This window comes from Streptomyces sp. SAS_272 (assembly GCF_052543235.1).
Genome location: NZ_JBMNDR010000019.1, coordinates 71,207 through 97,116, shown reverse-complemented (window position 1 = coordinate 97,116; position 25,910 = coordinate 71,207). Strand labels below are relative to the sequence as shown.

Below are 25,910 nucleotides of genomic sequence, written 5' to 3'. Positions count from 1 at the left end.
CGGACCGGTCCAGGCACTGTGACAACCACAACGTGACCGAATCAGCCATCGCATGTGCGCGATTCCGGGGTATGGTGGTAATGCGCCTGCCGAATATTCGACGGGCCGCACGTATGAGGATGCCCGGTCGGTGGCCCGATCGGCTCCGACCCGACAGCCCTCATGGCTCGTACGGCACATCGCGTACGCCGGCCAGAGGGACACCCTCAGCGGTACGAGCGCTAGAGCGTCGGCAGAGGTCCCGTGCCATACGGCTTGCCGCGAGCGGTTCGCCCGTAAGGCATCCGACGTCCCCGGCACGGTCCGTCACGACCCCCGCGCTCGCCTCGCACCGCGTACACAGAAGAGGCAGCACCCTGACTACGTTCCGAGAGCTCGGAATCCTTTCCGAGACCGCCGAAGCCCTCGAGGCCGTCGGCATCACCACTCCCTTCCCCATCCAGGAGATGACGCTCCCGGTCGCCCTGACGGGCACCGACGTCATCGGACAGGCCAAGACGGGCACCGGCAAGACGCTCGGCTTCGGCCTCCCGCTCCTCGAGCGCGTGACCGTCCCCGCCGACGTCGAGGCCGGCCGCGCCCGCCCCGAGGACCTCACCGACGCCCCGCAGGCGCTCATCGTCGTCCCCACGCGTGAGCTGTGCACGCAGGTCACCAACGACCTGCTGACCGCGGGCAAGGTGCGCAACGTGCGCGTTCTCGCCATCTACGGCGGCCGCGCCTACGAGCCCCAGGTCGAGGCCCTCAAGAAGGGCGTCGACGTCGTCGTCGGCACCCCGGGCCGTCTGCTGGACCTCGCGGGCCAGAAGAAGCTCGACCTCAAGCACATCCGGTCGCTCGTCCTCGACGAGGCCGACGAGATGCTCGACCTGGGCTTCCTGCCCGACGTCGAGAAGATCATCAACATGCTTCCGGCGAAGCGCCAGACCATGCTGTTCTCGGCGACCATGCCGGGCGCGGTCATCGGTCTCGCACGCCGCTACATGTCGCAGCCCACGCACATCAACGCCACCTCGCCGGACGACGCGGGCCGCACCGTCGCGAACACCAAGCAGCACGTGTACCGCGCGCACAACATGGACAAGCCCGAGATGGTCTCGCGCATCCTGCAGGCCGACGGCCGCGGGCTGGTCATGGTGTTCTGCCGTACCAAGCGCACGGCGGCCGACCTGGCCGACCAGCTCCAGCAGCGCGGCTTCGCCTCCGGCGCGGTCCACGGCGACCTCGGCCAGGGCGCCCGCGAGCAGGCGCTGCGCGCCTTCCGCAACGGCAAGGTCGACGTCCTCGTCTGCACCGACGTCGCCGCCCGCGGCATCGACGTCGAAGGCGTCACGCACGTCATCAACTACCAGTCCCCCGAGGACGAGAAGACGTACCTGCACCGCATCGGCCGTACCGGCCGCGCGGGCGCCAAGGGCATCGCGATCACGCTCGTCGACTGGGACGACATCCCTCGCTGGCAGCTCATCAACAAGGCGCTGGAGCTCGAGTTCAGCGACCCGCCGGAGACGTACTCCACCTCTCCGCACTTCTTCGAGGAACTCGGCATTCCCGCCGGCACCAAGGGCGTCCTGCCGCGCTCGGAGCGCACCCGCGCCGGGCTCGACGCGGAGGAGCTCGAGGACCTGGGTGAGCCCGGCGGCCGTGCTGCGCGCGGTCGTGGTGACCGCAGTGACCGCGGCGGCCGCGGCGGGCGGGGCGACTCCCGTTCCGGCGGACGCTCCTCCGAGCGCTCCACGGACCGTTCCGACGACCGCGAGGAGGCAGCGCGTACGCCGCGTCGCCGTCGGCGTACCCGCAACGGCTCGCCCCTCGACGCGGCTGCGGCGCCCGCCGGGACCGCACTGGAGCAGGGGCCCGTCGCCGAGCGGACGCCCGTCGCAGAGGAGGCCGCCGGCCCGCGCACCCCGCGCCGTCGCCGCCGTACCCGCAACGGATCCGCGCCGGAGGCCGTCACCCCGGTGACGACCGTCGAGTCCGCCGCAGAGGCGGCGGAGACGGCCGTGACGACGGCGGAGGGCCCCGCCCTCGACACGCCGGAGACCACGACCGAGGCGTCCAAGCCGCGCCGCCGCCGTACCCGCAGGACCGCGGAGCCCGTCGCCGACACGGCGGAGCCGACCGTCACGACCGAAGCGGCCGAGCCGGCCGAGCCGGTGGCGGAGGCCGCGCCGCGCCGCCGTACCCGCAAGGCGACGGCCCCGGCCGAAGCAGCGGTCGACACCGTCACGGGCGTCGAGGTGGCCCCGGAGGCCGCCGCGGCCGTGGAGCCGGCGGTCAAGCCGCGCCGCACCCGCAAGACGGCCGCCGCCGGGACCGCGGTCGCCACCGCCGAGACGGCCGAGCCCGCGCCGCGCACCCGCACCGCCCGCAAGGCCACGGCCGACATCCCGGCCCAGGCCGCGCAGGAGGCGGAAGCCGTCAAGCCGCGCCGCACCCGCAAGGCCGCCGCGTCCGCCCCGGTCGAGGCCGAGGCGAGCGCCGCGGTCGACACGGCCGAGGCGATCGAGGCCAAGCCGCGCCGCACCCGCAAGACGGCCGCCAAGGCCACGGCGACGGCCCCGGCCGCGGCTGAGGCCGCCCTGGACACGGCCGAGGCCATCGAGGCCAAACCCCGCCGGACGCGCAAGACGGCTGCCGCCAAGACCGCCGCTGCCGTCACCGTCGTCGAGGCCCCGGAGACTCCCGAAGCGGAGGTCAAGCCGCGGCGCACCCGTAAGGCGGCGGCTCCCGCCGTGGCCGCGGTCGACACCGCCGAGGGCGTCGAGGTCAAGCCGCGCCGCACCCGCAAGACGGCGGCCGCCAAGGCCGCCGAGGTCACCGAGGTCACCGAGGCCCCCGCGGCGGAGCCGGTCGCGGAGGCCGCCGTCACGAGGCCGCGGCGCGCCCGCAAGGTGGCCGCCACCGCCCCGGTCCCGGCCGAGGCAGCCGTCGAGACGGCCGAAGGCGCGGAGCCCAAGCCCCGCCGCCGTACGGTCCGCAAGGCCACGGCCGACATCCCGGCCCAGGCCACGCAGGAGACGGAAGCCGTCAAGCCGCGCCGCACCCGCAAGACGGCGGCCGCCAAGGCGGTCGCGGAGCCGACGGACGGCTGAGCCGGCGAGCTCACGCACGAGGGCCCGGTCCACACCCTGTGGACCGGGCCCTCGGCGTTTCCCCGTCCCCGGTACTCTCCCCCCGTGACCGACCCCAGCGAGCCCGCCCTCTCCGCCGAGCCTTCCGTCAGCCCCGCCGGGCGGCCCGGCGCCGTCGTGCCCATCCGCGCCGCCGCGCCGGCCGTGCCCGACTCGCAGCCTGTGTTCCCACCGCCGCCCGGGGCCCGCGCGTACCCCCTGCGGACCTCGCGCGGGGCGTTCGCCGTGGTCGACGCGCCCGTGGCCGCCGGTGTGGAGCAGCGGGGTGTCGCGCTGCTGCTGCCGGGGTTCACCGGGAGCAAGGAGGACTTCCACCGGCTGCACGAGCCGCTGGCCGCCCGCGGCTACCGGACCGTCGCCGTGGACGGCCGGGGGCAGAACGAGTCCGACGGCCCCGCCGACGACGAATCGCCTTACGCCCAGGGAGAGTTGGCCCGTGACGTCCTCGCGCAGGCGACCGCTCTCGGCACGCCTGTGCATCTCGTCGGCCACTCCCTGGGCGGGCAGATCGCCCGCGCCGCCGTCCTCCTGGACCACTCCCCCTTCGCCTCGCTCACGCTCGTCTCCTCCGGCCCGGCGGAGATCTCGGAGTCCCAGAAGCAGCGCGTGAAGCTGCTGCACGACGCGCTCGCGGTGATGACGATGGCCGAGGTCTGGCAGGCCATCCTGGCGATGGGCGCGCCGGAGGAGATCGGCGGACCGGCCCGCGGTTCCGGCGGGCCGGCCCGGATGCGGCAGCGCTGGCTCAACCACAAACCGGCCCAACTCCTCGTCACGGGACGCCGGTTGTGCGTCGAACCGAACCGGGTCGCGGAGCTCGCCGCCGTCCCGCTGCCGTTCCACGTCCTGTCGGGCGCGTCGGACGACACCTGGCCGGTGCCCCTCCTCGACGCGATGGCCGCGGAACTGCGGGCGCACCGGACGGTCGTGCCGGACGCCGACCACTCCCCCAACCAGGACCAGCCGCTGCTGACGGCCGGCGGTCTCGCCGACTTCTGGGACGGCCTCGCGGACACCCCCCGGAGCTAGCCGGGAGCCGGCCCGGCACCTGTCCGGCACCGGGCCGGAGCCCGCGGCGCGGCCGATGCGGACGCCCTAGTACTGGGTCTGCACGTGCTCCCAGAAGCCGTCCCGCAGCGCGCGCCGCAGGTCCGCCTGGCCGCGCAGCGAGTACTGCAGGATGCCCTCGGCCTCCACGAGGAGGTCCTGGTCGACGGAGCCGGGCAGGTAGGGGTGGCCCGGCAGCAGCTCGGCCAGGCTCTCCCTGCCCCGCGCACCCAGCCACTTGGCGGCGATCTGCGCGCCGGCGAAGCGGACGGCCTCACGGGTGGGCCGGCTCACGCCGGCCGCCTCGTAGGCCGCGGCGATGCGCCGGGAGACGTAGGGCTTGAAGAAGTCGAGGTCGAGGGTGCGCTGGCTGTCGACCTCCCAGAGCAGCGGCTCGGCCTGGTTGCGGCCTTCCGGCGCCTCGATGCCCCACAGGTGGACGCGGGCCCCGTACCCCTGCGCGGCCTCCACCGCCGAGACGAGGTCCTCGTCGCCGCCCAGCAGGGCCGCGTCGCTGATGGCCCGGTGCCGGGCCAGCGACTCGAGGTCCGAGCGGATCAGCGAATCGACGCCCTTCTGCTGGTTGTTGGCGTTGAGGTTGCCCAACCGCACCTTCACGTCCGGCAGTTCGGCGATGGACTGTTGCTCGGCGGTGTGGATGCGCCGCCGGGCGCCGTCGTACCAGTAGACGCGCAGCAGCCGGCTGTCGGCGAAGATCGAGCGGGCGCGGTCGATGAGCGCCTCGATCAGGCCCTCGGCGTCGAGGTCGAAGGCGCGGCGGTCCTCGGTCCCGGCCACCAGACGCCCCGCCGCCGCGTACAGGTACCCCGCGTCGACGAAGATCGCGTGGGTCGAGGGCGTCTTGGCCACCTCGGCGAGCATGCGGGTCAGCAGCTCGTTCGTGCGGTCGATGCGGGCGGCGAGGGCCGGGAGGTCGTCGTTCATCGCCTCCATTGTCCCGGTGGTCACGCTGCGAACACAACCGGTCCCGTTCAGTCGACCCAAGCTCCCTTACTCGCTAGTAATTAGTCGTTCGAAAAATTTCTTTAGCGTAGGGAATGTTTGAAACACGCATGCCGTTGACTCCCTACGTAACCGAGTAGTTCTCCTCAGGAGGATGACCAGACGAAGGGAGAAGCCATGCGCTTCGAAATCATGCGACTCGACGACGTCGACGGAACCCCCGTGGACAGCACCGTCGTGGACGCCGCCTCCGTCAACCGGATCGTTCAGCAGGCCGCCGCCATCGGGCAGCGGCTGTGGATCCGTCCGGCCGACCCCACGGCCTCGTAACAGCGCGGGTCCCCTTACAGGTTTGCGAGCCCCCTACGGCACGGCCGTAGGGGGCTCTGCGTGTCCGCGTGTCCGCGTGTCCGCGTGCCAGCAGGTCCGCGCGTCCGCGCCTCGGGGGTCCGCGGGTCGCCGGCCGCGAGGGCCGGTCAGCTCGACCGGACGACCTGGGTGACCCCGTTGATGATCTGCTGCACGGCGATCGCGGAGAGCATCATGCCCGCCAGCCGGGTCACCAGGACCACGCCGCCGTCCTTGATGACCCGGATGATCAGCAGCGAGTACCGCATCACGAGCCACAGCACGACATGGATGGCCAGGATGGCCGCCCAGACCGACGCCTGCGCCGCCACCCCGTCCGCCTTCTGCACGGCGAGGATGACCGACACGATGGCGCCGGGACCGGCCAGCAACGGCATGCCCAGCGGGACGAGCGCGACGTTGACGTCCTTGGTCTGCTTCGGCTCGTCGGTCTTGCCGGTGAGCAGGTCGAGTGCGATCAGCAGAAGCAGCAGCCCGCCCGCGATCATCAGCGCGGGCACGGAGACGTGCAGATAGTCGAGGATCTGGTGCCCGAGGAGTCCGAAGACGGCGATCACGCCGCCCGCCACGCAGACGGCCTGGAAGGCCATCCGCTTCTGCACCTTGCCGGGACGTCCGGCGGTGAGCGCGAGAAAGATCGGGGTGATCCCGGGGGGATCCATGATGACGAAGAGGGTGAGGAAGAGGGAGCCGAAAACAGCAACGTCGAACATCAGTGCTAAGCCTTGCGGGGAGGGAGGACGGACGGGAGTGAGGTCGGGAGCAGTCCGGGCGCGTAGGCCCGGTCAGGCTCCGCCGGTGCCCGGCACCGGGAACGCGCCCGTCGCCCGTCGGGTGATCTCCCCGTACACCTCGGGGTCGGTGGTGTACTCGCCGAGCACGCACGTCTTGCGGCTGCCGTGGTAGTCCGAGGAGCCGGTGACCAGCAGCCCGAGGTCGCGGGCCAGCCCGCGCAGCCGGGCGCGGGTGTCCGCGTCGTGGTCCATGTGGTCGACCTCGATGCCGTCGAGACCGGCGGCCGCCAGTTCGGCGATCACGGTCTCCGGCACCGTGTGCCCCCGCTTGCTCGCGCCCGGGTGCGCGAAGACGGTGACCCCGCCGGCCCCTTTGACCAGCCGGATCGCCTCGAAGGGGTCGCTCTCGTGCTTCCCGACGTGGGCCCGGCCGCCGTCGGCCAGCCAGTCCCCGGTGAAGGCGTCGTCCACGGTCGGGACGACGCCGAGCTCGACCAGGGCGGTGGCGACATGCGGACGCCCGACGGAACCCTCCCCCGCGATCCGCGCCACCTGCTCCCAGGTGACGGGCACGCCCAGGTCGTTCAGCCGGGCGATCATCCCGCGCGCGCGGGGCACCCGGTCGTCCCGTACCAGCTCGCGCTCGGCGAGCAGAGCGGGCTCCTCGGGGTCGAAGAGATAGGCCAGCATGTGCATGCTGACCCCGTCGACACGACAGGACAGCTCCGCGCCGGTGACGAGGGTGAGCCCCTCGGGCAGCGCGGCGACGGCCTCGGCGTGCCCGCGGGTGGTGTCGTGGTCGGTCAGCGCGACGACGTCCAGTCCCGCGGCGGCGGCGTTGCGCACCAGCTCGGCGGGGGTGTCCGTGCCGTCCGAGGCCGTGGAGTGGCAGTGCAGATCGATGCGCACGACGCGGACTCCAGTCGGGGGACGGGCGGATGGGGACGCTCCAGCATAGCCGGAGATCGGACCGGCTCTGTCACACCCGAAACGCCCAGGCGCCCCCTACACGTGGGGGCCGCTACGGCTCGAGGAGGCGCGGCGACAGCGCCCCGCAGGGCACCAGCTCCACCTCCGCCCCCGCGTCCCGCAGATCTGTCAGCACCAGCTCGTCGTACATGAGCAGTCCGGACTGCTCGGGCCACACCACCGCCCACAGCCACAGCCCCCGCGCCTCGCCGGCGAAGACCGCGCGATCGTCGGGAGTGGCCGAGACATGCCACAGCGGCGTGGGACGGCCTGCGGCCAGGAGCTTGGCCTGCGGAGGTTTCTCGACGCTCATGTACGGCCCGGGGTCCGGCCCGTCGACGCCGGCGTAGCGCGCGCCGAGGCCGACGCCGAGCTCCTCGGCGACCAGGATCAGCTCGCCCATGCCGCCGAGCGGCGCGGGGCCGGAGCAGGCCACCGCGGTGGCGCGGCCGCCGCTGCGGTCGTCGCCCGCGTAGGTGACGCCCGTGAAGAGCCAGCCGACCGGCAGCGGCCACGGCATCCACACCGGCACCTGGGTGCGGTGCACGACGACGCTGAGCGCCTCGACGCTGGGCGGGATCACAGGCTGCAGCGGATGGACCGTCCCGTGCACATCGCACTGCCAGGAATCGGCGAAGAGTCCGGGAGCCCTGACCCGGCCACCACACTTCGGGCAACTGGGTTCGCCCCTCATAGAGCCCCACGGTCCTACCCGAGCACGTCCACGTCAAGGACGATCACCCGTCCGGACCGAACCGGTTGCCCTCCGACGATGTAGATGTAACTTGCATTAATTAGCTGGGCTAACTTACTATGTGCATATACCAACCATCTTGGAAGGGTGAGACGCACCATGGACCCATTCGACGCGGGAGCCGGAAGCATCCTGCGGCAGCCGAAGGCGGTGTGGGCGACCGCCGGCGCGTCCGTCGTCGCCTTCATGGGCATCGGCCTGGTCGACCCCATCCTGCCGTCCATCGCCCAGGGGCTGGACGCCACGGCCGGGCAGGTCTCCCTGCTCTTCACCTCGTACTTCCTGATCACCGCGATCGCGATGCTGGTCACCGGCTTCGTCTCCAGCCGCATCGGCGGCCGACGGACGCTGCTGTCCGGCCTCGCCCTGGTCGTCGTCTTCGCGGGCCTCGCGGGCACCTCGGACTCGGTCGCGCAGCTGGTCGGCTACCGCGCCGGCTGGGGACTGGGCAACGCCCTCTTCGTCTCCACCGCGCTCGCCGTGATCGTCGGCGCGGCGGCCGGCGGCAGCGCGGCCGCCATCCTGCTGTACGAGTCCGCGCTCGGCCTCGGCATGGCCTGCGGACCACTGCTCGGCGCGCTGCTCGGCGACGCCAGCTGGCGTTACCCGTTCTTCGGCACGGCGTTCCTGATGGCCATCGGCTTCCTGTGCATCACGGTGTTCCTGAAGGAGCAGCCGAAGCCGGCCCGCAGGACCTCGCTGCTGGACCCGCTCAAGGCGCTCGGCCACGGCGGTCTCGCCTCCGCCGCCGCCTCGGCCTTCTTCTACAACTACACGTTCTTCACCGTGCTGGCCTTCACCCCCTTCGTGCTGAACATGACCCCCTACAAGTCGGGAGCGGTGTTCTTCGCCTGGGGTGTGCTGCTCGCGGTCTTCTCGGTGCTCGTCGCCCCGCGACTGCAGAAGCGGTTCGGCTCGCTGAAGGTGCTCGGCGGCTCGCTGCTGCTGCTCGCCGCCGACGTGCTCGTGCTCGGCTACGGCGACCACACCACGGCGGTCGTCTGCACGATCCTGTCGGGTGCGTTCATCGGCGTGAACAACACCGTCTACACGGAGTTGGCGCTCGGCGTGTCGGACGCCCCGCGCCCGGTGGCGAGCGCCGGGTACAACTTCGTGCGGTGGTTCGCGGCCGCCGCGGCGCCCTACTTCGCGCCGAAGATCGAGGAGTGGACCGACATCCACATGCCGTTCGTGGTGGCGGCGGTGACGGCGGTGCTCGGCGCGCTCGTGGTCGTCGTCCGGCGCAGGGCGCTCACGGCCGAGGCGCGTGAACTCGAGCCGCGGCACGCGACGCAGGACGGGGTCGCGGTCTTCGCCGGCTGAGACACGGGCGCCGGCATCGCCAACCGACTGCCGACGACGCCGCGTTGGTGACCTTCCTCACGAAGCGTCAGTCGAGCGGGACGGACCTGCGGGACGGATCCCGCAGGTCCGTCCCGTTCGTCAGCCAGCGTTCCTGGAGGGCCTGGGCGCCGTGCACGCGCTTCCAGGCGGCCTCGTTCGGGGTCATGGGCAGCAGCGGCAGGAAGCGGACCGGGTCGAGGGGCTCGTCGAGGTCGAGGTCCTCCACCAGACCGCCCGGCTCGGCGACCAGGACCGAGGTGAACGGAGCGCCCGGCCACAGCGGCCCGCCCACGTCGAGCGACGCGCCCGGAGCCACGACCACACCCTCGACCTGCGGGGACGCGGCGAGCACGGCGAGCGGCCGGAGCACCTTGTCCGTGTCGGCGTCACCCGGTCGGACGGACAGCAGCAGTTCGGCCCGTGGGCCCTTCACCGGGTCCGCGAGCATCGCCGTGGGGTCGCTCATCGGCTGCGCGGACATGCCGAGCGTGGCGTAGCGGACGATGTCGCCCTCACGGAAACGCAGCACCTCGACGCGGTCGGCGCCGAGGAAGGTGACCGCCGCGCGGGCGTCCGGCTCGCCCAGCGCCGTGCGCAGACGGGCGTCGACCAGAGGAAGAACATCAGCCATGCGGCGAGCATAGAACTCGTCAGTGCGCGGCAAAGCAGCACCTTGACACTTCGGTCGACTGCTACTCTGGCCCGGTGGTTCGGGGCAGCACGCTGAAGCGTCGCGATCTTGCCCCGACGCAGACGAGACTCCCTTACGAGGGACCGGCTGGAGGAGGTGGGGCTGTCATGGATCGAAGTCACCCGTGCAGTACCACTCGCTCTTCCAACCACTGACGCAACTGCTCTGGCCTCTTCGCCTCCGGCTGGTCGCCGACTCTCGCGCTCATCTCCATGCGGAAGAGCACTTCGTTTCGTTTTGCCTGATCTGTCTGATCTGAATCAGTAGCGAAGCTCGCCACCGCGACGGAGCGGTGCTCCCCGCTTTGTGGACGTGCCAAACCTTTTCCCCCGCCTCGACGGCCGGGGAGACGCCAAGTCAGGACGTCCCCATTCCGGGCAGTTCCACCCGTCGTGGCGGTCTTTCTTTGCTCGTCGCGAAGGAGCCTGCCATGTCGATGATCCGCGACCTCCGTGCCGTCGTCCGCCCCGCCCGCCCCTCCCTGCGCAAGGGGGGCGGGCGTACGGACAGCGGCGCCTACGACACCACCCGCGACCCCGGCACGCCGTCGGCGGTCGTCGACTGCGCCGTCTACCGCGACGGCGCCCGCGTCACGTTCGCCCAGGCGCCGACCCCGCAGGAGGCCATGCGTCAGGTGCGGCGCGACGGAGGCTTCGTGTGGATCGGGCTGCACGAGCCGACCGAGGCCGAATTCGCAGGCATCGCCGCGGAGTTCGGGCTGCACCCGCTGGCCGTGGAGGACGCGGTGCAGGCCCACCAGCGGCCCAAGCTGGAGCGCTACGACGACTCCCTCTTCACCGTCTTCAAGACCATCCACTACATCGAGCACGACCGGCTGACGGCCAACAGCGAGGTCGTCGAGACCGGTGAGGTCATGTGCTTCACCGGCAAGGACTTCTTCATCACCGTCCGGCACGGCGGCCAGGGCTCGCTGCGCGCACTGCGCCACCGCCTCCAGGACGACCCCGAGCTGCTCGCCAAGGGCCCCTCGGCGGTGCTGCACGCCATCGCCGACCACGTGGTCGACGGCTACATCGCGGTCGCGGACGCCGTGCAGGACGACATCGACGAGGTCGAGACGGAGGTGTTCTCGCCCGGCCGCAAGGGCGCCCCGCGCGGCACGGACGCCGGCCGGATCTACCAACTCAAGCGTGAGGTGCTGGAGTTCAAGCGAGCGGTGTCGCCGCTGCTGCGGCCCATGCAGCTCCTGAGCGAGCGGCCGATGCGGCTGGTCGACCCCGACATCCAGAAGTACTTCCGCGACGTCGCCGACCACCTGGCCCGCGTCCAGGAACAGGTCATCGGGTTCGACGAACTGCTCAACTCGATCCTCCAGGCCAACCTCGCGCAGGCGTCCGTCGCGCAGAACGAGGACATGCGCAAGATCACCTCCTGGGCCGCCATCATCGCCGTGCCGACGATGGTCTGCGGGGTGTACGGCATGAACTTCGACTACATGCCGGAACTGCACTGGAAGTACGGCTACCCCGTGGTCATGTCGGCCATGGTCGCCCTGTGTGTGGGCATCCACCGCACTCTGAAGCGCAACGGCTGGCTGTGAGGACGCCCGGCTAGGCTGGCGCCATGACAAGCGAGCTGATCGGCCGGGCCCACGGGGACGGGGCCCACGGGGACCGGGCCCTCGTCGAGCGGGCACTCGTCGAGGAGGCCACCAAGAAGTCCGGCCTCGTCTGGGTCCGGGGCGCCGGCGAGACCGCGGCGCGTGCGCTGTGGCACGTGTGGCACGAGGGCGCGGCCTGCCTGGTCGGCGACGGGCCGGGCGAGCAGCCGCTGCCGGGGCTCGCCGAGGGCGGCTCGGCCGAGGTCATCGTCCGCAGCAAGGACAAGGGCGGTCGGCTGGTCTCCTGGACGGCGCGGATCGTCGCTCTCGCGCCCGGCTCCGAGGCGTGGGAGGCGGCCGTCGCCGAGCTCAGGGGGAAGCGGCTGAACGCGCCCGACGGCGAAGCCATGACGCAGCGTTGGGCCCGGGAGTGCCGGGTGCTCCGGCTGGAGCCGACCGGCGACACGTCGCCGCTGCCCGACGGGGACCTCGCTGCGGCGCCCGTGCCCACCCCGGCCACGACACGCGAGGCGGCGCCGGCCGCACTCCCGAAGCTGCTGCTGAGGAAGCGCAGACGGAAGTAGGCGCCCGGCGGCGTGGCTACGACGTCGGGAGCTGCTTGCCGTAGTCCACCGTCTCGCCCTTCGCCGGCTCATCGAGGGCGAAGTCCTTGCCCCAGGCCGAGAAGCTCAGCGTGCCCGCCCCGCCGGCGCGTTCCAGGCGCAGTGGGTACGGCTTGCCCTCCAGCGACACGTCCAGCGTGCCGCCGGAGCCGCCGTCGCCGGTGATGCGGACCGTGCGGACGCCGGACTGCTCGTGGTGGCCGTCGGTGTCCAGCGTGCCGTGCAGCGTCAGCAGACCGTCGAGCAGGAGATCCTTGTCCGTGAAGCCGCTGAACTTCTTGTACGACGGGTCGCCCGTCGGCACCTTCACATACTTGCCGTCGAGCTTGTCCCCGGCCGCGGTGTCCTTGCCGTCGTCGGACTTGGCGTCCTCGTGCTTCCAGAACGCCGCGTCGGCCTTCAGGAACAGCTTCTCGCCGACCCGCAGCAGATGGAAGGTGGCCCCCTCGGCGGTGACCGATCCGGTGGCGCCGTCCGCTTTCAGGCGCATGTCGAGCTTGTACGTACGCCCGCTGGTGACCACGTTCCCCGACAGGCGCACCGCGTCGACCGAGCCCGCGGCCGTCTTCGTCTTCGCCTGGATCTCCTGGGCGGGGAGTCTGCCCACCCCGTTCGTGCCCGCGTCCGGATCCTCACTGCATCCCGTCAGTCCCAGACCCACGGCCAGCGCGCACAGCACGCTCACCAGCGGGACCCGGCGCGTACGGTTCTGGGGAATCGCAGTCACAGGGAGAGTCGCCTTTCTCCGGGGGTGTGCCGAGCGGCGTACGGCAGCGTACCGGGGTCGCGGAGCACCGGCGGAGCCAGTCCGTCCGGACCGCCCACCAGGGCGTATCCGATCGGGACGGGCTAGCCTTAAGCCCGCACGAGCGGGCATTCGGGAGAAGTGCGTCACCCGTGACCAAGCGAACGGTCGCTCCGTGGAGAAGCCCGCGAAGCGGTCCCTGGAGAAGTCTGCAGAGAAGGAGGTGCGGTGATGGCAGCGGGCGCCCCGCGGATCTTCGTCTCGCACCTCTCCGGCATCCCCGTCTTCGATCCGAACGGCGACCAGGTGGGCCGGGTACGCGACCTCGTCGTGGTGCTGCGCGTGGGCCGGCGGCCGCCCCGGGTGCTCGGGCTGGTCGTCGAACTGTCCACGCGGAGGCGCATCTTCCTTCCGATGACCCGGGTCACCGGCATCGAGTCCGGGCAGGTCATCACCACCGGCGTGCTCAACGTCCGGCGCTTCGAGCAGCGGCCGACCGAGCGGCTGGCCTTCGGCGAGTTGCTCGACCGGCGTGTCACGCTCGTCGAGACCGGCGAGGAGGTCAGCGTCCTCGACGTGTCGGTGCAGCAGCTGCCGGCCCGCCGGGACTGGGAGATCGACCGGGTCTTCGTCCGCAAGGGCAAGAAGGCGAGCGCCTTCCGGCGGGCCAAGGGGGAGACGCTGACCGTGGAGTGGTCGGCGGTCACCGGGTTCTCGCTGGAGGAGCACGGGCAGGGCGCGGAGAGCCTGCTGGCCACCTTCGAGCAGCTGCGCCCCGCCGACCTCGCCAACGTCCTGCACCACCTGTCGCCCAAGCGGCGCGCCGAGGTGGCCGCGGCTCTCGACGACGACCGCCTGGCCGACGTCCTCGAGGAGCTTCCGGAGGACGACCAGATCGAGATCCTCGGCAAGCTGAAGGAGGAGCGCGCCGCGGACGTCCTGGAGGCCATGGACCCCGACGACGCGGCCGACCTGCTGTCCGAGCTCCCGGAGCAGGACCAGGAACGGCTGCTGAGTCTGATGGAGCCGGCGGACGCGGCCGACATGCGACGCCTGATGGCCTACGAGGAGCACACCGCGGGCGGGCTGATGACCACCGAGCCGATCGTCCTGCGGCCGGACGCCACCGTCGCCGACGCGCTCGCGCGCGTGCGCAACCGCGACCTCTCCCCCGCGCTCGCCGCGCAGGTCTACGTCTGCCGCCCGCCCGACGAGACGCCGACCGGCAAGTACCTCGGCACGGTCCACTTCCAGCGGCTGCTGCGCGACCCTCCCTACACCCTGGTCAGCTCGATCCTCGACGACGATCTGCAGGCCCTGGCGCCGGACGCGGCGCTGCCGGTCGTCGCCGGGTTCTTCGCGACGTACGACATGGTCGCCGCCCCGGTCGTCGACGAGGCGGGTTCGCTGCTGGGCGCGGTGACCGTGGACGACGTCCTGGACCACATGCTGCCCGAGGACTGGCGGGAGACGGAGTTCCACCTCGACGAGGCCGCGACCGAGGAGGTGGGCTCGCATGACTCCTGAGCGCGAGAGCGGCGGGCGCGCCGAGCGCACCCCGGCCGGCGCCACGGCGTCCAGCCGGCACCGGGCCCGGCTGGACCAGCCGCGGCCGCCCCGGCACCGGATCCTGCCGGAGTGGGACCCGGAGGCCTTCGGACGGCTGTCGGAACGCATCGCGCGGTTCCTGGGCACCGGACGGTTCATCGTCTGGATGACGATCGTCATCATCGTCTGGGTCCTGTGGAACATCTTCGCCCCGCGCGACCTGCGCTTCGACAACTACCCGTTCATCTTCCTGACCCTGATGCTCTCGCTCCAGGCCTCCTACGCGGCCCCGCTGATCCTGCTCGCGCAGAACCGGCAGGACGACCGCGACCGGGTCAACCTGGAACAGGACCGCAAGCAGAACGAACGGTCCATCGCCGACACCGAGTACCTGACCCGGGAGATCGCCGCTCTGCGGATCGGTCTCGGCGAGGTCGCCACCCGTGACTGGATCCGCTCCGAGCTCCAGGACATGGTCAAGGAACTGGAGGATCGGCGGGACGGGCGTCATGAACACGCCGTATTCCCGGCAGAACGGTCGCGGGGACGTGACGTAGACGACCGGTGACGGGCTTACCGGGGCCGCCTCGGCGCGCCGTACCATCGTGCTTATGGCTAGCGAAGACGCGGTGCGCGAGGCACTGGCGACGGTGAACGACCCCGAGATCAACCGGCCCATCACCGAGCTCGGGATGGTGAAGTCGGTGGAGATCGGTGCGGACGGGGCGGTCGCGGTCGCCGTGTACCTGACGGTCTCCGGCTGCCCGATGCGCGAGACGATCACGCAACGCGTCACGGACGCGGTCTCCGCCGTGGAGGGCGTGACCCGCGTCGACGTCGTCCTGGACGTGATGAGCGACGAGCAGCGCAAGGAGCTGGCGAACGCCCTGCGCGGCGGCCAGACCGAGCGCGAGGTCCCGTTCGCCAAGCCGGGCTCGCTGACCCGCGTGTACGCGGTGGCGTCGGGCAAGGGCGGCGTCGGCAAGTCGTCGGTGACGGTCAACCTGGCGGCGGCGATGGCGGCCGACGGACTGAAGGTGGGCGTGGTCGACGCCGACATCTACGGCCACAGCGTGCCGCGCATGCTGGGCGCGGAGGGCCGTCCCACCCAGGTCGAGAACATGATCATGCCGCCGTCCGCGAACGGCGTGAAGGTCATCTCCATCGGCATGTTCACCCCGGGCAACGCCCCGGTCGTCTGGCGCGGCCCGATGCTGCACCGCGCGCTCCAGCAGTTCCTGGCGGACGTCTACTGGGGCGACCTGGACGTGCTGCTGCTCGACCTTCCGCCGGGCACCGGCGACATCGCGATCTCGGTGGCCCAGCTGGTCCCGAACGCCGAGATCCTGGTCGTGACGACCCCGCAGCAGGCGGCGGCCGAGGTCGCCGAGCGGGCGGGCTCCATCGCCGTCCAGACCCACCAGAAGATCGTCGGCGTGGTGGAGAACATGTCCGGCCTGCCCTGCCCGCACTGCGGGGAGATGGTCGACGTCTTCGGCACGGGCGGCGGACAGTCGGTGGCCGAGGGTCTCACCCGCACGACCGGCGCGAACGTCCCGGTGCTCGGCTCCATCCCGATCGACGTGCGGCTGCGCGAGGGCGGCGACGAGGGCAGGCCGGTCGTTCTGACCGATCCCGAGTCCCCGGCGGGTTCCGCGCTGCGGGCCATCGCGGGCAAGCTCGGCGGCCGGCAGCGCGGCCTTTCGGGACTGTCGCTGGGGATCACCCCGAGGAACAAGTTCTAGGACGGTTGCGCCCAGCGGCGTTCACCCGCCCGTGAGCCGTGCGCTCAGGGGCGTCGCGACCATGAGGGTGCCCTCCTCGCTCGGGGGGCACCCTTTCGTCGTGTCCGGGCGTAGCCGGCCTCGTCGTGTCCAGCGTCGCCCGTCTCGTCGTGTCTAGGCGTACTCGGCGATGTCCTTGACGGCGGAGAAGCCGAGGCCGTACGCGCTCATACCGCGTCCGTACGCCCCCAGATGCACCCCGCCCTCGGTGGAACCGGCCAGCACCCAGCCGAACTCGGACTCGCGGTAGTGGAACGGGGTCGGCACGCCGTCGACCGGCAGGGACAGCGTCGACCAGTCCGGCCCCGACAGGTCGTCGGCGAGGACCCACGCCGTCTCGGTCTGCTGATCCAGCCAGTCGTCGCGCAGGCTGTGGTCCATCTGGCCGGGCCAGGTGAAGGACAGCAGGCCCACGCCCGCCAGCCAGGCCGCCGAGGACACGGAGGTGGCCTCGAGCAGACCGGTGCCGTCCGGGCTGCGCCGGACCGGGTTCGCGGCGACGGTCACGACGACCGCGAACTTCCCGCGGTCCTCGCCCGCCGTCTCGTGCCGCACGGAGGGCTCGTCGCCGTGTCCGACGGAACCGTGCTCGACGGCCCCGTCGGCCGCCGTGCCCACCTGCATCAGCCAGCGCGGCCCCGTGAAGGCCTCGTCGAGGCCGTACCAGGGAAAGGGTGCCTCCAGATAGCCGTCGACCGTACGCCGGACGGAGGGGACCTGTGGTCCGTCCTCCGCGGCCGGCGTCTGCGCGACTGCCCGACTCGTCGTCTCCATCTGCCCGGACGCCTCCTCGTTCTCGACGGAACGACCGGCCCGCCCCCCTTCGGGCGTACTCGTCCGCTCCGCACAACAACCAGGCAGCATAGCCACCCTGCTCCCGGCTGCCGGGAATCCACCCGGCGCGTGCGGCGTGCGCCCCCTCACACCGGGGGGCGCGGGTGGCTCAGGTGGCGTCCGCGTCGAAGGGCGGACGGTCGTCCCCGCCCGGCTCCTCGGGCTTCTTGGTCATGTCGATGCGACCGCCGCCGGACGAGGACGGGGACGGCGAGGAGGACGAGGACGAACCGGAGCCTGCGGCGTCCGTGTCGCGGCTGTGGACCGCGTCCGTGACCTCGGCCATCTCCTTCTTCAGGTCGAAGCCGTTGCGGAGCTCCTTGAGCCCCAGCTCGTCGTTGTCCAGCTGCTTGCGGATGAACGTCTTGGGGTTGAGGTCCTCGAACTCGAAGTCCTTGAACTCCGGTCCCAGCTCGCTGCGGATGTCCGCCTTGGCGCTCTCGGAGAACTCGCGGATCTTCCGGACGGTGCGCATCACGTCCTGGATCACCTTCGGGAGCTTGTCCGGACCGAAGACGAGCACGGCCAGGACGATGATCGTCACCAGCTCGAGCGGTCCTATGTCATTGAACACCTGAAGCTCCTTGCGATGTCCGCGGTCCTCGGTCCTCGGGCCCTCAGTGGTCAGTTCGGGTCTTCCGTGGTCCGGGCCGGGTCCACGGTACCTGTCGCACCTGTCGCACCGGTACTGTCCCGGACCCTCCGAGTGCGTGTACGCGGCTGGTTTTCCGCGATGTTTGCCATGTCGGACCGACTTTCGCGGTCCGACCTGTGACGTTTCTGTCAGACGCCGGGCGAGCGGGCCGCACGCGGGGCCCGCGGCGCGGCGCGTCAGCCGCCCCCGGACGAGCCGAGGACCAGCGAGAGACTGCGCTCGGTGCCGTCGCGCAGGATCGTCAGCCGCAGTCGCTCGCCGGGGCGGTGGGCGCGGGTTCTGGCGATCAGCTCCTCACCGGAGTGGACGCGCTGTCCGTCGACCTGGGTGACGACGTCCCCGGCCCGCAGGCCGGCCCGGGCGCCGGGGCCGCCCGCGGTGACCGGGGGTCCGCCGTCACCGGCCTTCGCGCTGATCCGGGCGCCGTCGCCGGCGTACTGCAGGTCGAGGGATACGCCGATGACCGGGTGGGTCGCCCTGCCGTTGTTGATCAGCTCCTCGGCGACCCGCTTGCCCTGGTTGATGGGGATGGCGAAGCCGAGGCCGATCGAACCGGACCGCGCGTTGCCGGCGCCCACGCCGTCGTCGGCGGAGCGGATCGCGGAGTTGATGCCGATGACGTGGCCCTGCGCGTCGAGGAGCGGCCCGCCCGAGTTGCCGGGGTTGATCGGCGCGTCGGTCTGCAGGGCGTCGACGTACGAGACGTCGTCGGCGTCCGCGCCGTCGCCGCCGGCCGTGATGGGCCGTTCCTTGGCGCTGATGATGCCGGAGGTGACGGTGCCCTCCAGGTCGAAGGGGGCTCCGATCGCGACGACCGGGTCGCCGACCCGCACGTTGTCGGAGTTGCCGAGGTACAGGGGCTTCAGCCCCTTCACACCGGTCACCCGCACCACGGCGAGGTCGTAGCCGCTGTCCCGGCCGACGACCTCGGCCTTCGCGGTCTGGCCGCCGTTGAAGACGACGGTTATCCCGCCGTCGCCCCCGGCCGGCTCGACCACGTGGTTGTTGGTGAGGATGTAGCCGAGCGAGTCGAGCACGAACCCGGTGCCAGTGCCGCCTTCGTCGCTGCCGCTGACGTGCAGGGTGACGACGCTGGGCAGGGCCCGGGCGGCGATCCCGGCCACGCTGTCCGCGGCCCGCCCTGCGGGCTCGGCGGACGCCTGCGGCAGCCGGACCGGGTCGAGCCCGCCATTGCGCTCGAGATACACGCCCACGGCTCCGCCCAGCACGCCGGACACCAGCGCGACGGCCAGAGCGCCGGCCACCAGCTGTCTGCGCACCCATCGCCGTCGCTCCCCGGCGGTCGGCGCATCGGCCCCGCTGTGCTGCCACGACCCGGCGGGCCCATGCGTCTCCCGCCGGGGCGCGGCAGCCCACGGGTCGTAGCGCTGCCAGGGATCGAAGCCCGCGTCGCCTGCGGACGGGGCAGACGGGGCGGACGGGGCGGACGGGACCGATCCGGATGATCCGGTCGAGGAGGCGAGGAGGCGCCCGGAGTCGGCGAGGGCGGCGGGCACCGTGCCGTGAGCGGAATCCGGCGCGGGCGCCGCAGCCGAATCCTGCCCGTGCACGGCGTCACGGGCAGGCACAGCCCCGGCCCCGGCCCCGGAGGCGACGACCGTGGCGCCGCCGGGAGCGGTGGCGGCGGAGCCGGGAGCGGTGGCGGTGTCCGGTGCCGCATCAGCGGGCGCCGGACACGGCCCGGGGACAGCCGGAAGCGAAGCCGCCTGCTGCGGGACGAAAGGAGCCGCCGCGGTGCCGGGGGCGGCGGAGACGGCCGGGTGCTGGACGGGGGGTGCGGGCGCCCAGGGACCCGGTTCACCGTACGGCGGGGTGCTGTACGGGTCGGGGTCGTGCAGCGGCCTGGGACGCTCGGCGGCGGCCGGCTCCGGCGCGGCAGGGGCAACGTCCGCGGGGGCGACGGCGGGGGCGGGGGCGACGGTGGGAACGACGTCGACGCGGGCCGCGCCGGGGTCGGCGGACGACGCCTGCGAGCTCGCCCCGCCGAAGACCGCATCGATCGGACCGGCGTCACCATAGACGGCGTCGGCCACACCGGACGCGTCGTCGACCATGGCGTACACCTCGGACGCGGCGTCGGCCGTACCTGACGCACCGGACCCGTCGGACACGGCATCGGCCGTGCCGGACGCATCGAACGCATCGTCGGCCGCACCACCGGACACCTCGGACGCGCCATCGGCCAAGCCGGACACCTCGGACGCGGCATCGGCCGTGCCGGACGCATCGGACGCATCGTCGGCCGCACCACCGGACACGTCGGACCCGGCATCGGCCAAGCCGGACACGTCGGACGCGGTATCGGCCGTACCTGACGGACCAGACCCGTCGGACGCGGTATCGGCCGTACCTGACGGACCAGACCCGTCGGACACGGCATCGGCCGTGCCGGACGCCTCGTCGGCCGCACCACCGGACACGTCGGACGCGGCATCGGCCATGCCGGACACGTCGGACGCGGTATCGGCCGTACCTGACGGACCAGACCCGTCGGACACGGCATCGGCCGTGCCGGACGCATCGTCGGCCGCGGCCGCACCACCGGTCACGTCGGACGCGGCGTCGGCCAAGCCGGAGGCGTCGGCGAAGCCGGCCTCGGCCGGTTCGGTGTCGGCGGCGTGTGCCGTGCCGGGCGTCGGGCCCGCGTGCCGGGTCACATGCGTCGGACCGGCTTCGTCGGGAGCGGGTGCCGCCGCGGGGTCAGCCGGGCCGGCGGGACGGGCCAGTTCGAAGTCGCCGTCCGGGGTGGGCTGCGGAGGCGCCGGCGTGCCGTCGGCCTCGTCCGCGGTGTGCCGGTCTTCCGTGGGTTCCTGTGGTCGAGGCCGGCTCCACCACTTCGCCTTCGTGGGCTTCCCCTCGTCCATGCTCTCCCCACCCGCGCACTCCGCTTTCGCGTCCGGCTGCCTGGCCGGACGCGGTCGTCCCTGGATTCAACCAGGTTCGCGGCGGAGTGGCGCGGGCCCTGTTCAGCGAGCGTTGCGCAGGAAGGGAGAGGAGGAGGGAGCGGAGGTGGTGTCGGGGGCGGGTGCGGCGAGCAGACCGATGCCGGTGACCTGAGGTGAGGCGGTCCAGTCGGTCAGCGAGATCGGCTGGGTCGTGCCGAGCGGACGTATCAGCGGCGACATCGCCGCGGCGCCGGCCACCATGGGCGTGGTGAGCCGGTGCAGGACCTGGTCGCTCCGGCCGCCGGCCGGTGCGGGCAGGCCGGGCAGGCCGGGCAGCAGCGGAGCGGAGACCTCGGTCGGGGCGGCCGGGGTGTCGCCGAGCTGACCGCCCTGGGAGAGCAGGGGGCCCGCGGCGCGACGACGCTGGCTCTCCGATGTCGCCGAGGAGCCCGTGCCCGGGGTGCGGGCCGGTGTCACATTGCTCCCGGCGCCCGCTCCCGCCCGGCCGTCCGCGGTCGTGTCGACCGGGGCGACGGTGGTCATGCCGCCGAGCGCGATCGCGGCCAGCGACACCGCGCCGGCGGCGACGAACGCGAACCGCATGCTGCGGGAGCGCTCGGAGTCATGGCGTTCGCCGCCACGGCCCAGCGGATGGGTGCGGAAGCCCCGGTCCGATACGGGGGAGAGCACGGTGCCGTGGTCGCGGGCGGGCACATAGCCGAACTCGAACGGCTCGTCCCGCCGCGTGCCTCTCACTCCGAAGACTCCGTCGGCGAAGCCGCCGCCGGGCGGTGTGCCGCCGGGGCCTGGATCGCCTCCCCCGGGGAGGCCCTGGAGACGGGCCAGAAAGCTTTCGGAGGGGGCGGGCGGTGCGACTTCCGCGAAGACGTTCTTCAGCCGGCGCTGCGCGTCGACCTCCGACTTGCACTTGGGACAGGTCGCCACGTGCGCCAGCACGCGCTCACGGGTGTCATGACCGAGCTCGCCGTCCACCAGGGCCGAGAGCCGGTCTCCGAGATGCTGCTCCGCGAGGAGCCTCTCGGCGGCGTTGTGTCGGGATCCACTCACGCGGTCGCGCCCCCTCCTCCCAGAGCGGGCACACGCGCCCTGAGGGGACGGCGTCCGGCGCGCGCCTCGGGCGCGCGGTGCGCGAGGGCCTTGCGCAGCTGTGACCGGCCGCGGTGGATGCGCGAGCGGACGGTGCCCAGCTTGACGCCCAGGGTCGCGGCGATCTCCTCGTAGGAGAGGCCCTCGATGTCGCAGAGGACGACGGCGGCGCGGAACTCCGGCGCGAGGGTGTCGAGGGCCTGCTGGACGTCCGCGTCGAAGTGGGCGTCGTTGAAGAGCTGCTGAGGCGTGGGCTCTTTGCTGGGCAGCCGCTCGGCCGCGTCGTCGCCCAGCGCGTCGAAACGGATGCGCTGCTTGCGGCGGACCATGTCGAGGAAGAGGTTGGTCGTGATGCGGTGCAGCCAGCCCTCGAAGGTGCCCGGCGTGTACGTCGACAAGGAGCGGAAGACGCGGACGAAGACTTCCTGGGTGAGATCCTCGGCGTCGTGCTGGTTGCCGGTCAGCCGGTAGGCGAGCCGGTAGACCCGGCCGCTGTGCATGCTGACGATCTCCTCCCACGTGGGCGGAGTCCACGCCTGCCCGTCCGCGTCGGTGGTGAAGGTCGCGGTCTGGGCTTGTCCGGCGGCGGCGCCGGCGTGGCTGTGGTCAGCAGCGGTGTCGTTCACGGATTTCGGCCTGCCCGCCGACCCGAGAAAGCGCCGCAGCACTCCTCCCCGATCCACAGGTACGGCCGCACCTCCCCTGTCGGCTCTGGTGGTGTCCAGTGGAGCCCCTACCATAGCCACCTCGCCCGTTAGCTCCGGATAAGCGGTTTTACGAGAGATTGATGTGCGCTGACCGGGCTCGCCCGGCTGCATCAGCGCCTGGTCGGCGCCCGGTCCACCATCGTGATCCAACTGTGTCCCCCCGGTCGTCGTTCCCACCCCTTCAAACGTCCGGTCCCATCTGCGGGTTCCCGGCGGCAACGGATACAGTCACGCCGAGGCAACCACGGGGACAGGAGAGGGTCATTACCGGCAACCGGCAGGCAAGCTGGGCGTTCGCCGACGCCTATGCCGCCGAGGACGAAGCGCTGCGCTGGGCCCGCGACCGGGCCCGCGAGGCAGGGCTGCGCTCGGTGTCGCCCAGCACGGGCGCCGCGCTGCGGATGCTCGCCGCCGCCGTGGACGCGAAGGCGGTCGCCGAGATCGGCACCGGTACCGGCGTCTCCGGGATCCACCTGCTGTACGGGATGCGCCCGGACGGCGTCCTGACGACCGTCGACCCCGAGCCGGAGCACCAGCAGTTCGCCCGGACGGCCTTCCGCGCCTGCGGCTTCGCCAGCAACCGGGCCCGCTTCATCCCGGGCCGCGCGCTCGACGTGCTGCCCCGCCTCGCGGACGCCGGCTACGACCTCGTCTTCTGCGACGGCGACCGTCTGGAGCTGCAGGAGTATCTCGCTGAATCGTTGCGCCTGCTGCGCCCGGGCGGCCTGGTGGCCTTCGAGGGCGTCTTCGCCAACGGGCGCACGGTCGATTCGGGACCGCAGCCCACGGAGGTCATACGCATCCGGGAGCTGCTGCGGGCGGTGCGGGAGAGCCAGGAGCTCGTGCCCTCGCTGCTGCCGGTCGGCGACGGGCTGCTGTGCGCGGTCAAGCGCTGACGGCGTCGACGGCCCGGGCGCCGCGTCCGCTCCGCTGACGGAGGTCCGGCGGTGGCCGTCGGGCCTCGGGCGGCCGTTGGGCCGTCAGGGTCCCGGGCCCTCTCCCGGACGTCCCCCGGGAATCGCGGGAGGCCTGCGAAGACGACTGCTCCGGCGCCCAGAAGGACGCCGGAGCAGTCGAAGAGAACAGGGTCGCTTGCGCGTCAGCCGACGACCTTCTTCAGGGCGTCGCCGAGCGCGTCGGCCTCGTCAGGGGTCAGCTCGACGACGAGCCGCCCGCCGCCTTCGAGCGGAACGCGCATGACGATGCCCCGCCCCTCCTTGGTCACCTCGAGCGGGCCATCACCCGTTCGCGGCTTCATGGCCGCCATGCTCGTTCCCCTTCCTGAAACCAGCTCATCGCCAAAGCCGACGGCCCGTGGAGGGCAGCCGCGATCCAGCGTGGGACACGCGACACCGGCATCGAACACATTGCTTCCCAGCCATTATCCCGCATCTCAGGACCCGATGACCAACATCGGTCGGCATCGCTTGGGCAACGCGCGCGAGCAAAACCACTCAATTCGGCGATGTGACTGCGATACTGCGCCACCGCACGGACTTCCGCGCGCCGGAAATCGTCCCGAATTCTTTGACGCAGGTCACACGTCGCGTCCGGTCCCCGGACGGTGATCTCCGCCATGCTGTCCCTGTACACCGGACGTACTGACGAGTAATGCGTCGAAGCCGCGACGCGGAGGGGAAACTCCATGGCCGACACCGTGCTCTACGAGGTGAGCGACGGGCTCGCGACGATCACGCTGAACCGCCCCGAGGCGATGAACGCGCTGAACATCGAGGCGAAGGTCGCGCTCCGGGACGCGGTCCGGTCCGCTGCGGCCGACGACGCCGTACGGGCCGTCCTGCTGACCGCCGCCGGAGAGCGGGCCTTCTGCGTGGGGCAGGACCTCAAGGAGCACATCGGGCTGCTGGCCGCGGGCTCGGGCGAGGTGATGAGCACGGTCAAGGAGCACTACAACCCGATCGTGCGGGCCCTGACGGAGGCCCCGAAGCCGGTGGTCGCCGCCGTGAACGGGGTCGCCGCGGGCGCGGGTCTCGGATTCGCGCTGGCCGCGGACTACCGCATCGTGGCCGACACCGCTTCCTTCAACACCTCGTTCGCCGGGGTGGCGCTGACCGCCGACTCCGGCGTGTCGTGGACCCTGCCCCGGGTCATCGGTCCGGGCCGGGCCGCCGACCTGCTGCTCTTCCCGCGCAGCATCACGGCTGAGGAGGCGTACGAGCTGGGCATCGCCAACCGGATCGTCCCGGCGGCCTCGCTGCGCACCGCGGCCGAGCAGCTGGCGCGGATGCTGGCGGAGGGACCGACGGTGGCGTACGCGGCGATCAAGGAGGCGATGGCCTTCGGGTTCTCGCACTCGCTGGCCGAGACGCTGGACAAGGAGGACGAGCTGCAGACCCGGGCGGGGGCGTCCGAGGACCACACGATCGCGGTGCGGGCGTTCGTCGAGAAGGGAACGCCGAAGTACCTGGGCCGGTGAGCCCCGGGAGGCGGCCCCGCGGGCCTCAGCCGATCCTGCTCACACAGCTCTCGAGGTGGTCGTCCACCAGGCCGCACGCCTGCATCAGGGCGTAGGCCGTCGTGGGTCCGACGAACCGCAGGCCGCGCTTCTTGAGGGCCTTCGACAGGGCCGTCGACTCGTCGGTGACCGCGGGGACGTCCGCGAGGGTCCTCGGGACCGGGCGGCCTGCCCGGTCCGGGGCGTGGGACCAGATCAGCTCGTCCAGGTCGCCGGGCGCCCAGTCGGCGAGCACGCGCGCGTTGGCGACCGTGGCGTCGATCTTCGCGCGGTTGCGGATGATGCCGGGGTCGGCGAGGAGACGGGCGCGGTCCTCGTCGGTGAAGACGGCGACCGAGGTGATCTTGAAATCGGCGAAGGCGGTGCGGAAGCCCGGGCGGCGGCGCAGGATCGTGATCCAGGACAGGCCGGACTGGAAGGCCTCCAGGCTGAGGCGCTCGAACAGCGCGTCGTCGCCGTGGACCGGGCGGCCCCACTCCTCGTCGTGGTACGTCACGTAGTCAGGCGTGGACAGGGCCCAGGGGCAGCGCAGCGCCCCGTCCGCGCCCGCGCGGGCGCCGCCGTCGCTCACCTCTGGTCCTCCGGGGCCTGCTTCTCCATCGAGACGTGGGAGGCGGCCGGGCGAGCCTGCGCGCCGGCCAGCGCGGACTCGAGGTCGGCGATACGGGCGTCCCGTTCGGCGAGCTCGGCGGCGAGGCGGTTGAGGGCGTCGTCCACGTCCGTCATGCGGTACCCGCGGGCGGCGAGGGGGAAGCGCAGGCGGTCGACGTCGGACCGGTCGAGCGGGCGGTCGGGGGGCAGCGGGTCGTGCAGCCGCTCGGCGGCGACCTCCGGCAGCGGGCCGGTGCCCTCGCCGCCGCCCAGCACGGCGAGGGTCACCGCGGCGACCACCACGGCGAGCGCGATGACCAGGAACAAGAACATAACCATCGGTGGGCCCCCACGCTCGGTGTGCTCGG

General features: G+C 72.2%; 25 protein-coding genes. 11 read left to right on the top strand and 14 right to left on the bottom strand.

The window, feature by feature from the left end; genetic code table 11:
• Positions 1 to 446: 446 nt before the first annotated feature.
• Positions 447 to 3,095, top strand: coding sequence for a DEAD/DEAH box helicase (locus tag ACN6LD_RS14375; RefSeq protein ID WP_445043344.1), 2,649 nt, complete (start codon positions 447 to 449; stop codon positions 3,093 to 3,095).
• Positions 3,096 to 3,278: 183 nt separating this feature from the next.
• A complete protein-coding gene (locus ACN6LD_RS14370) occupies positions 3,279 to 4,163 on the top strand; it encodes an alpha/beta fold hydrolase (RefSeq protein WP_319188779.1) in 885 nt (294 codons plus the stop codon).
• A gap of 66 nt (positions 4,164 to 4,229) precedes the next feature.
• Here ACN6LD_RS14370 and ACN6LD_RS14365 read toward each other — a convergent pair whose 3' ends face one another.
• Positions 4,230 to 5,126: an NYN domain-containing protein gene (locus ACN6LD_RS14365; RefSeq protein WP_445043343.1), complete on the bottom strand. Its 897-nt coding sequence runs from the start codon at positions 5,124 to 5,126 to the stop codon at positions 4,230 to 4,232.
• A gap of 195 nt (positions 5,127 to 5,321) precedes the next feature.
• Here ACN6LD_RS14365 and ACN6LD_RS14360 point away from each other — a divergent pair, with 195 nt between their 5' ends.
• Positions 5,322 to 5,474: a hypothetical protein gene (locus ACN6LD_RS14360; protein WP_107105381.1), complete on the top strand. Its 153-nt coding sequence runs from the start codon at positions 5,322 to 5,324 to the stop codon at positions 5,472 to 5,474.
• Between the two features lie 146 nt (positions 5,475 to 5,620).
• Here ACN6LD_RS14360 and ACN6LD_RS14355 read toward each other — a convergent pair whose 3' ends face one another.
• The 3 genes from ACN6LD_RS14355 to ACN6LD_RS14345 all read right to left on the bottom strand — a co-directional run bounded on the left by ACN6LD_RS14355 (position 5,621) and on the right by ACN6LD_RS14345 (position 7,910).
• Positions 5,621 to 6,226, bottom strand: coding sequence for a MarC family protein (locus tag ACN6LD_RS14355; protein WP_266724350.1), 606 nt, complete (start codon positions 6,224 to 6,226; stop codon positions 5,621 to 5,623).
• Positions 6,227 to 6,298: 72 nt separating this feature from the next.
• Complete coding sequence (locus ACN6LD_RS14350) at positions 6,299 to 7,156, bottom strand: PHP domain-containing protein (RefSeq protein ID WP_319188742.1); 858 nt, start codon at positions 7,154 to 7,156, stop codon at positions 6,299 to 6,301.
• Between the two features lie 112 nt (positions 7,157 to 7,268).
• A complete protein-coding gene (locus ACN6LD_RS14345; RefSeq protein ID WP_306949419.1) occupies positions 7,269 to 7,910 on the bottom strand; it encodes a DUF6758 family protein in 642 nt (213 codons plus the stop codon).
• A 159-nt stretch (positions 7,911 to 8,069) separates the two neighbouring features.
• Here ACN6LD_RS14345 and ACN6LD_RS14340 point away from each other — a divergent pair, with 159 nt between their 5' ends.
• Entirely contained in the window at positions 8,070 to 9,293 is a 1,224-nt protein-coding gene (locus tag ACN6LD_RS14340; protein WP_319188745.1) for an MFS transporter, read from the top strand.
• A gap of 67 nt (positions 9,294 to 9,360) precedes the next feature.
• On the opposite strand, the gene ACN6LD_RS14335 is transcribed toward ACN6LD_RS14340, so the two are convergent.
• The gene (locus ACN6LD_RS14335) at positions 9,361 to 9,945 is read right to left on the bottom strand and encodes a suppressor of fused domain protein (protein ID WP_266724343.1); all 585 of its coding nucleotides are present in this window, start codon (positions 9,943 to 9,945) and stop codon (positions 9,361 to 9,363) included.
• Positions 9,946 to 10,435: 490 nt separating this feature from the next.
• Between ACN6LD_RS14335 and ACN6LD_RS14330 the strand changes: the two genes are divergently transcribed.
• A complete protein-coding gene (locus tag ACN6LD_RS14330; protein ID WP_319188747.1) occupies positions 10,436 to 11,566 on the top strand; it encodes a magnesium and cobalt transport protein CorA in 1,131 nt (376 codons plus the stop codon).
• A 23-nt stretch (positions 11,567 to 11,589) separates the two neighbouring features.
• Positions 11,590 to 12,150: a hypothetical protein gene (locus ACN6LD_RS14325; RefSeq protein ID WP_319188748.1), complete on the top strand. Its 561-nt coding sequence runs from the start codon at positions 11,590 to 11,592 to the stop codon at positions 12,148 to 12,150.
• A gap of 16 nt (positions 12,151 to 12,166) precedes the next feature.
• On the opposite strand, the gene ACN6LD_RS14320 is transcribed toward ACN6LD_RS14325, so the two are convergent.
• Positions 12,167 to 12,916, bottom strand: coding sequence for a hypothetical protein (locus tag ACN6LD_RS14320; protein WP_319188750.1), 750 nt, complete (start codon positions 12,914 to 12,916; stop codon positions 12,167 to 12,169).
• 249 nt (positions 12,917 to 13,165) lie between these two features.
• On the opposite strand from ACN6LD_RS14320, the gene ACN6LD_RS14315 reads away from it, so the two are divergent.
• From ACN6LD_RS14315 to ACN6LD_RS14305, 3 genes are read left to right on the top strand one after another with little or no spacing between them, the layout of a single operon-like run.
• Positions 13,166 to 14,461, top strand: a complete 1,296-nt coding sequence (locus tag ACN6LD_RS14315) for a magnesium transporter MgtE N-terminal domain-containing protein (RefSeq protein ID WP_266724335.1) — start codon at positions 13,166 to 13,168, stop codon at positions 14,459 to 14,461.
• On the top strand, positions 14,451 to 15,050 hold the full coding sequence (locus ACN6LD_RS14310) for a DUF1003 domain-containing protein (protein ID WP_057584345.1): 600 nt from the start codon (positions 14,451 to 14,453) through the stop codon (positions 15,048 to 15,050). The genes ACN6LD_RS14315 and ACN6LD_RS14310 overlap by 11 nt, the downstream gene beginning before the upstream one ends.
• 43 nt (positions 15,051 to 15,093) lie before the next feature.
• Positions 15,094 to 16,227, top strand: a complete 1,134-nt coding sequence (locus ACN6LD_RS14305; protein WP_319188753.1) for an Mrp/NBP35 family ATP-binding protein — start codon at positions 15,094 to 15,096, stop codon at positions 16,225 to 16,227.
• A 153-nt stretch (positions 16,228 to 16,380) separates the two neighbouring features.
• Here the strand turns inward: ACN6LD_RS14305 and ACN6LD_RS14300 are convergent, their stop codons facing one another.
• The 5 genes from ACN6LD_RS14300 to sigE form a co-directional block, all read right to left on the bottom strand.
• Positions 16,381 to 17,040 carry a hypothetical protein gene (locus ACN6LD_RS14300; RefSeq protein ID WP_319188754.1) on the bottom strand — a complete coding sequence of 220 codons (660 nt, stop codon included), beginning with the start codon at positions 17,038 to 17,040 and terminating at the stop codon, positions 16,381 to 16,383.
• A 169-nt stretch (positions 17,041 to 17,209) separates the two neighbouring features.
• Positions 17,210 to 17,674 (bottom strand): sec-independent translocase, encoded by a 465-nt coding sequence (locus ACN6LD_RS14295; RefSeq protein WP_319188756.1) that lies wholly within the window; start codon positions 17,672 to 17,674, stop codon positions 17,210 to 17,212.
• 257 nt (positions 17,675 to 17,931) lie between these two features.
• Positions 17,932 to 19,830, bottom strand: coding sequence for a trypsin-like peptidase domain-containing protein (locus ACN6LD_RS14290; RefSeq protein ID WP_445043348.1), 1,899 nt, complete (start codon positions 19,828 to 19,830; stop codon positions 17,932 to 17,934).
• Positions 19,831 to 20,742: 912 nt separating this feature from the next.
• The gene (locus ACN6LD_RS14285) at positions 20,743 to 21,729 is read right to left on the bottom strand and encodes an anti-sigma factor family protein (RefSeq protein WP_445043342.1); all 987 of its coding nucleotides are present in this window, start codon (positions 21,727 to 21,729) and stop codon (positions 20,743 to 20,745) included.
• Positions 21,726 to 22,436 (bottom strand): RNA polymerase sigma factor SigE, encoded by a 711-nt coding sequence (gene sigE / locus ACN6LD_RS14280; protein WP_319188783.1) that lies wholly within the window; start codon positions 22,434 to 22,436, stop codon positions 21,726 to 21,728. Before sigE ends, ACN6LD_RS14285 begins: the two co-directional genes overlap by 4 nt.
• A gap of 116 nt (positions 22,437 to 22,552) precedes the next feature.
• Here sigE and ACN6LD_RS14275 point away from each other — a divergent pair, with 116 nt between their 5' ends.
• Entirely contained in the window at positions 22,553 to 23,371 is an 819-nt protein-coding gene (locus tag ACN6LD_RS14275) for an O-methyltransferase (RefSeq protein WP_445043341.1), read from the top strand.
• A gap of 203 nt (positions 23,372 to 23,574) precedes the next feature.
• On the opposite strand, the gene ACN6LD_RS14270 is transcribed toward ACN6LD_RS14275, so the two are convergent.
• Positions 23,575 to 23,742: a DUF3117 domain-containing protein gene (locus tag ACN6LD_RS14270; protein WP_003966491.1), complete on the bottom strand. Its 168-nt coding sequence runs from the start codon at positions 23,740 to 23,742 to the stop codon at positions 23,575 to 23,577.
• 378 nt (positions 23,743 to 24,120) lie between these two features.
• Here ACN6LD_RS14270 and chcB point away from each other — a divergent pair, with 378 nt between their 5' ends.
• Complete coding sequence (gene chcB, locus ACN6LD_RS14265) at positions 24,121 to 24,912, top strand: 2-cyclohexenylcarbonyl CoA isomerase (protein WP_319188760.1); 792 nt, start codon at positions 24,121 to 24,123, stop codon at positions 24,910 to 24,912.
• A 25-nt stretch (positions 24,913 to 24,937) separates the two neighbouring features.
• Here the strand turns inward: chcB and ACN6LD_RS14260 are convergent, their stop codons facing one another.
• Together ACN6LD_RS14260 and ACN6LD_RS14255 are read right to left on the bottom strand one after the other, a co-directional pair.
• Positions 24,938 to 25,522 carry a DNA-3-methyladenine glycosylase I gene (locus tag ACN6LD_RS14260; protein WP_445043340.1) on the bottom strand — a complete coding sequence of 195 codons (585 nt, stop codon included), beginning with the start codon at positions 25,520 to 25,522 and terminating at the stop codon, positions 24,938 to 24,940.
• Positions 25,519 to 25,881, bottom strand: coding sequence for a DivIVA domain-containing protein (locus ACN6LD_RS14255; protein WP_079041620.1), 363 nt, complete (start codon positions 25,879 to 25,881; stop codon positions 25,519 to 25,521). The genes ACN6LD_RS14260 and ACN6LD_RS14255 overlap by 4 nt, the downstream gene beginning before the upstream one ends.
• Positions 25,882 to 25,910 lie beyond the last annotated feature (29 nt).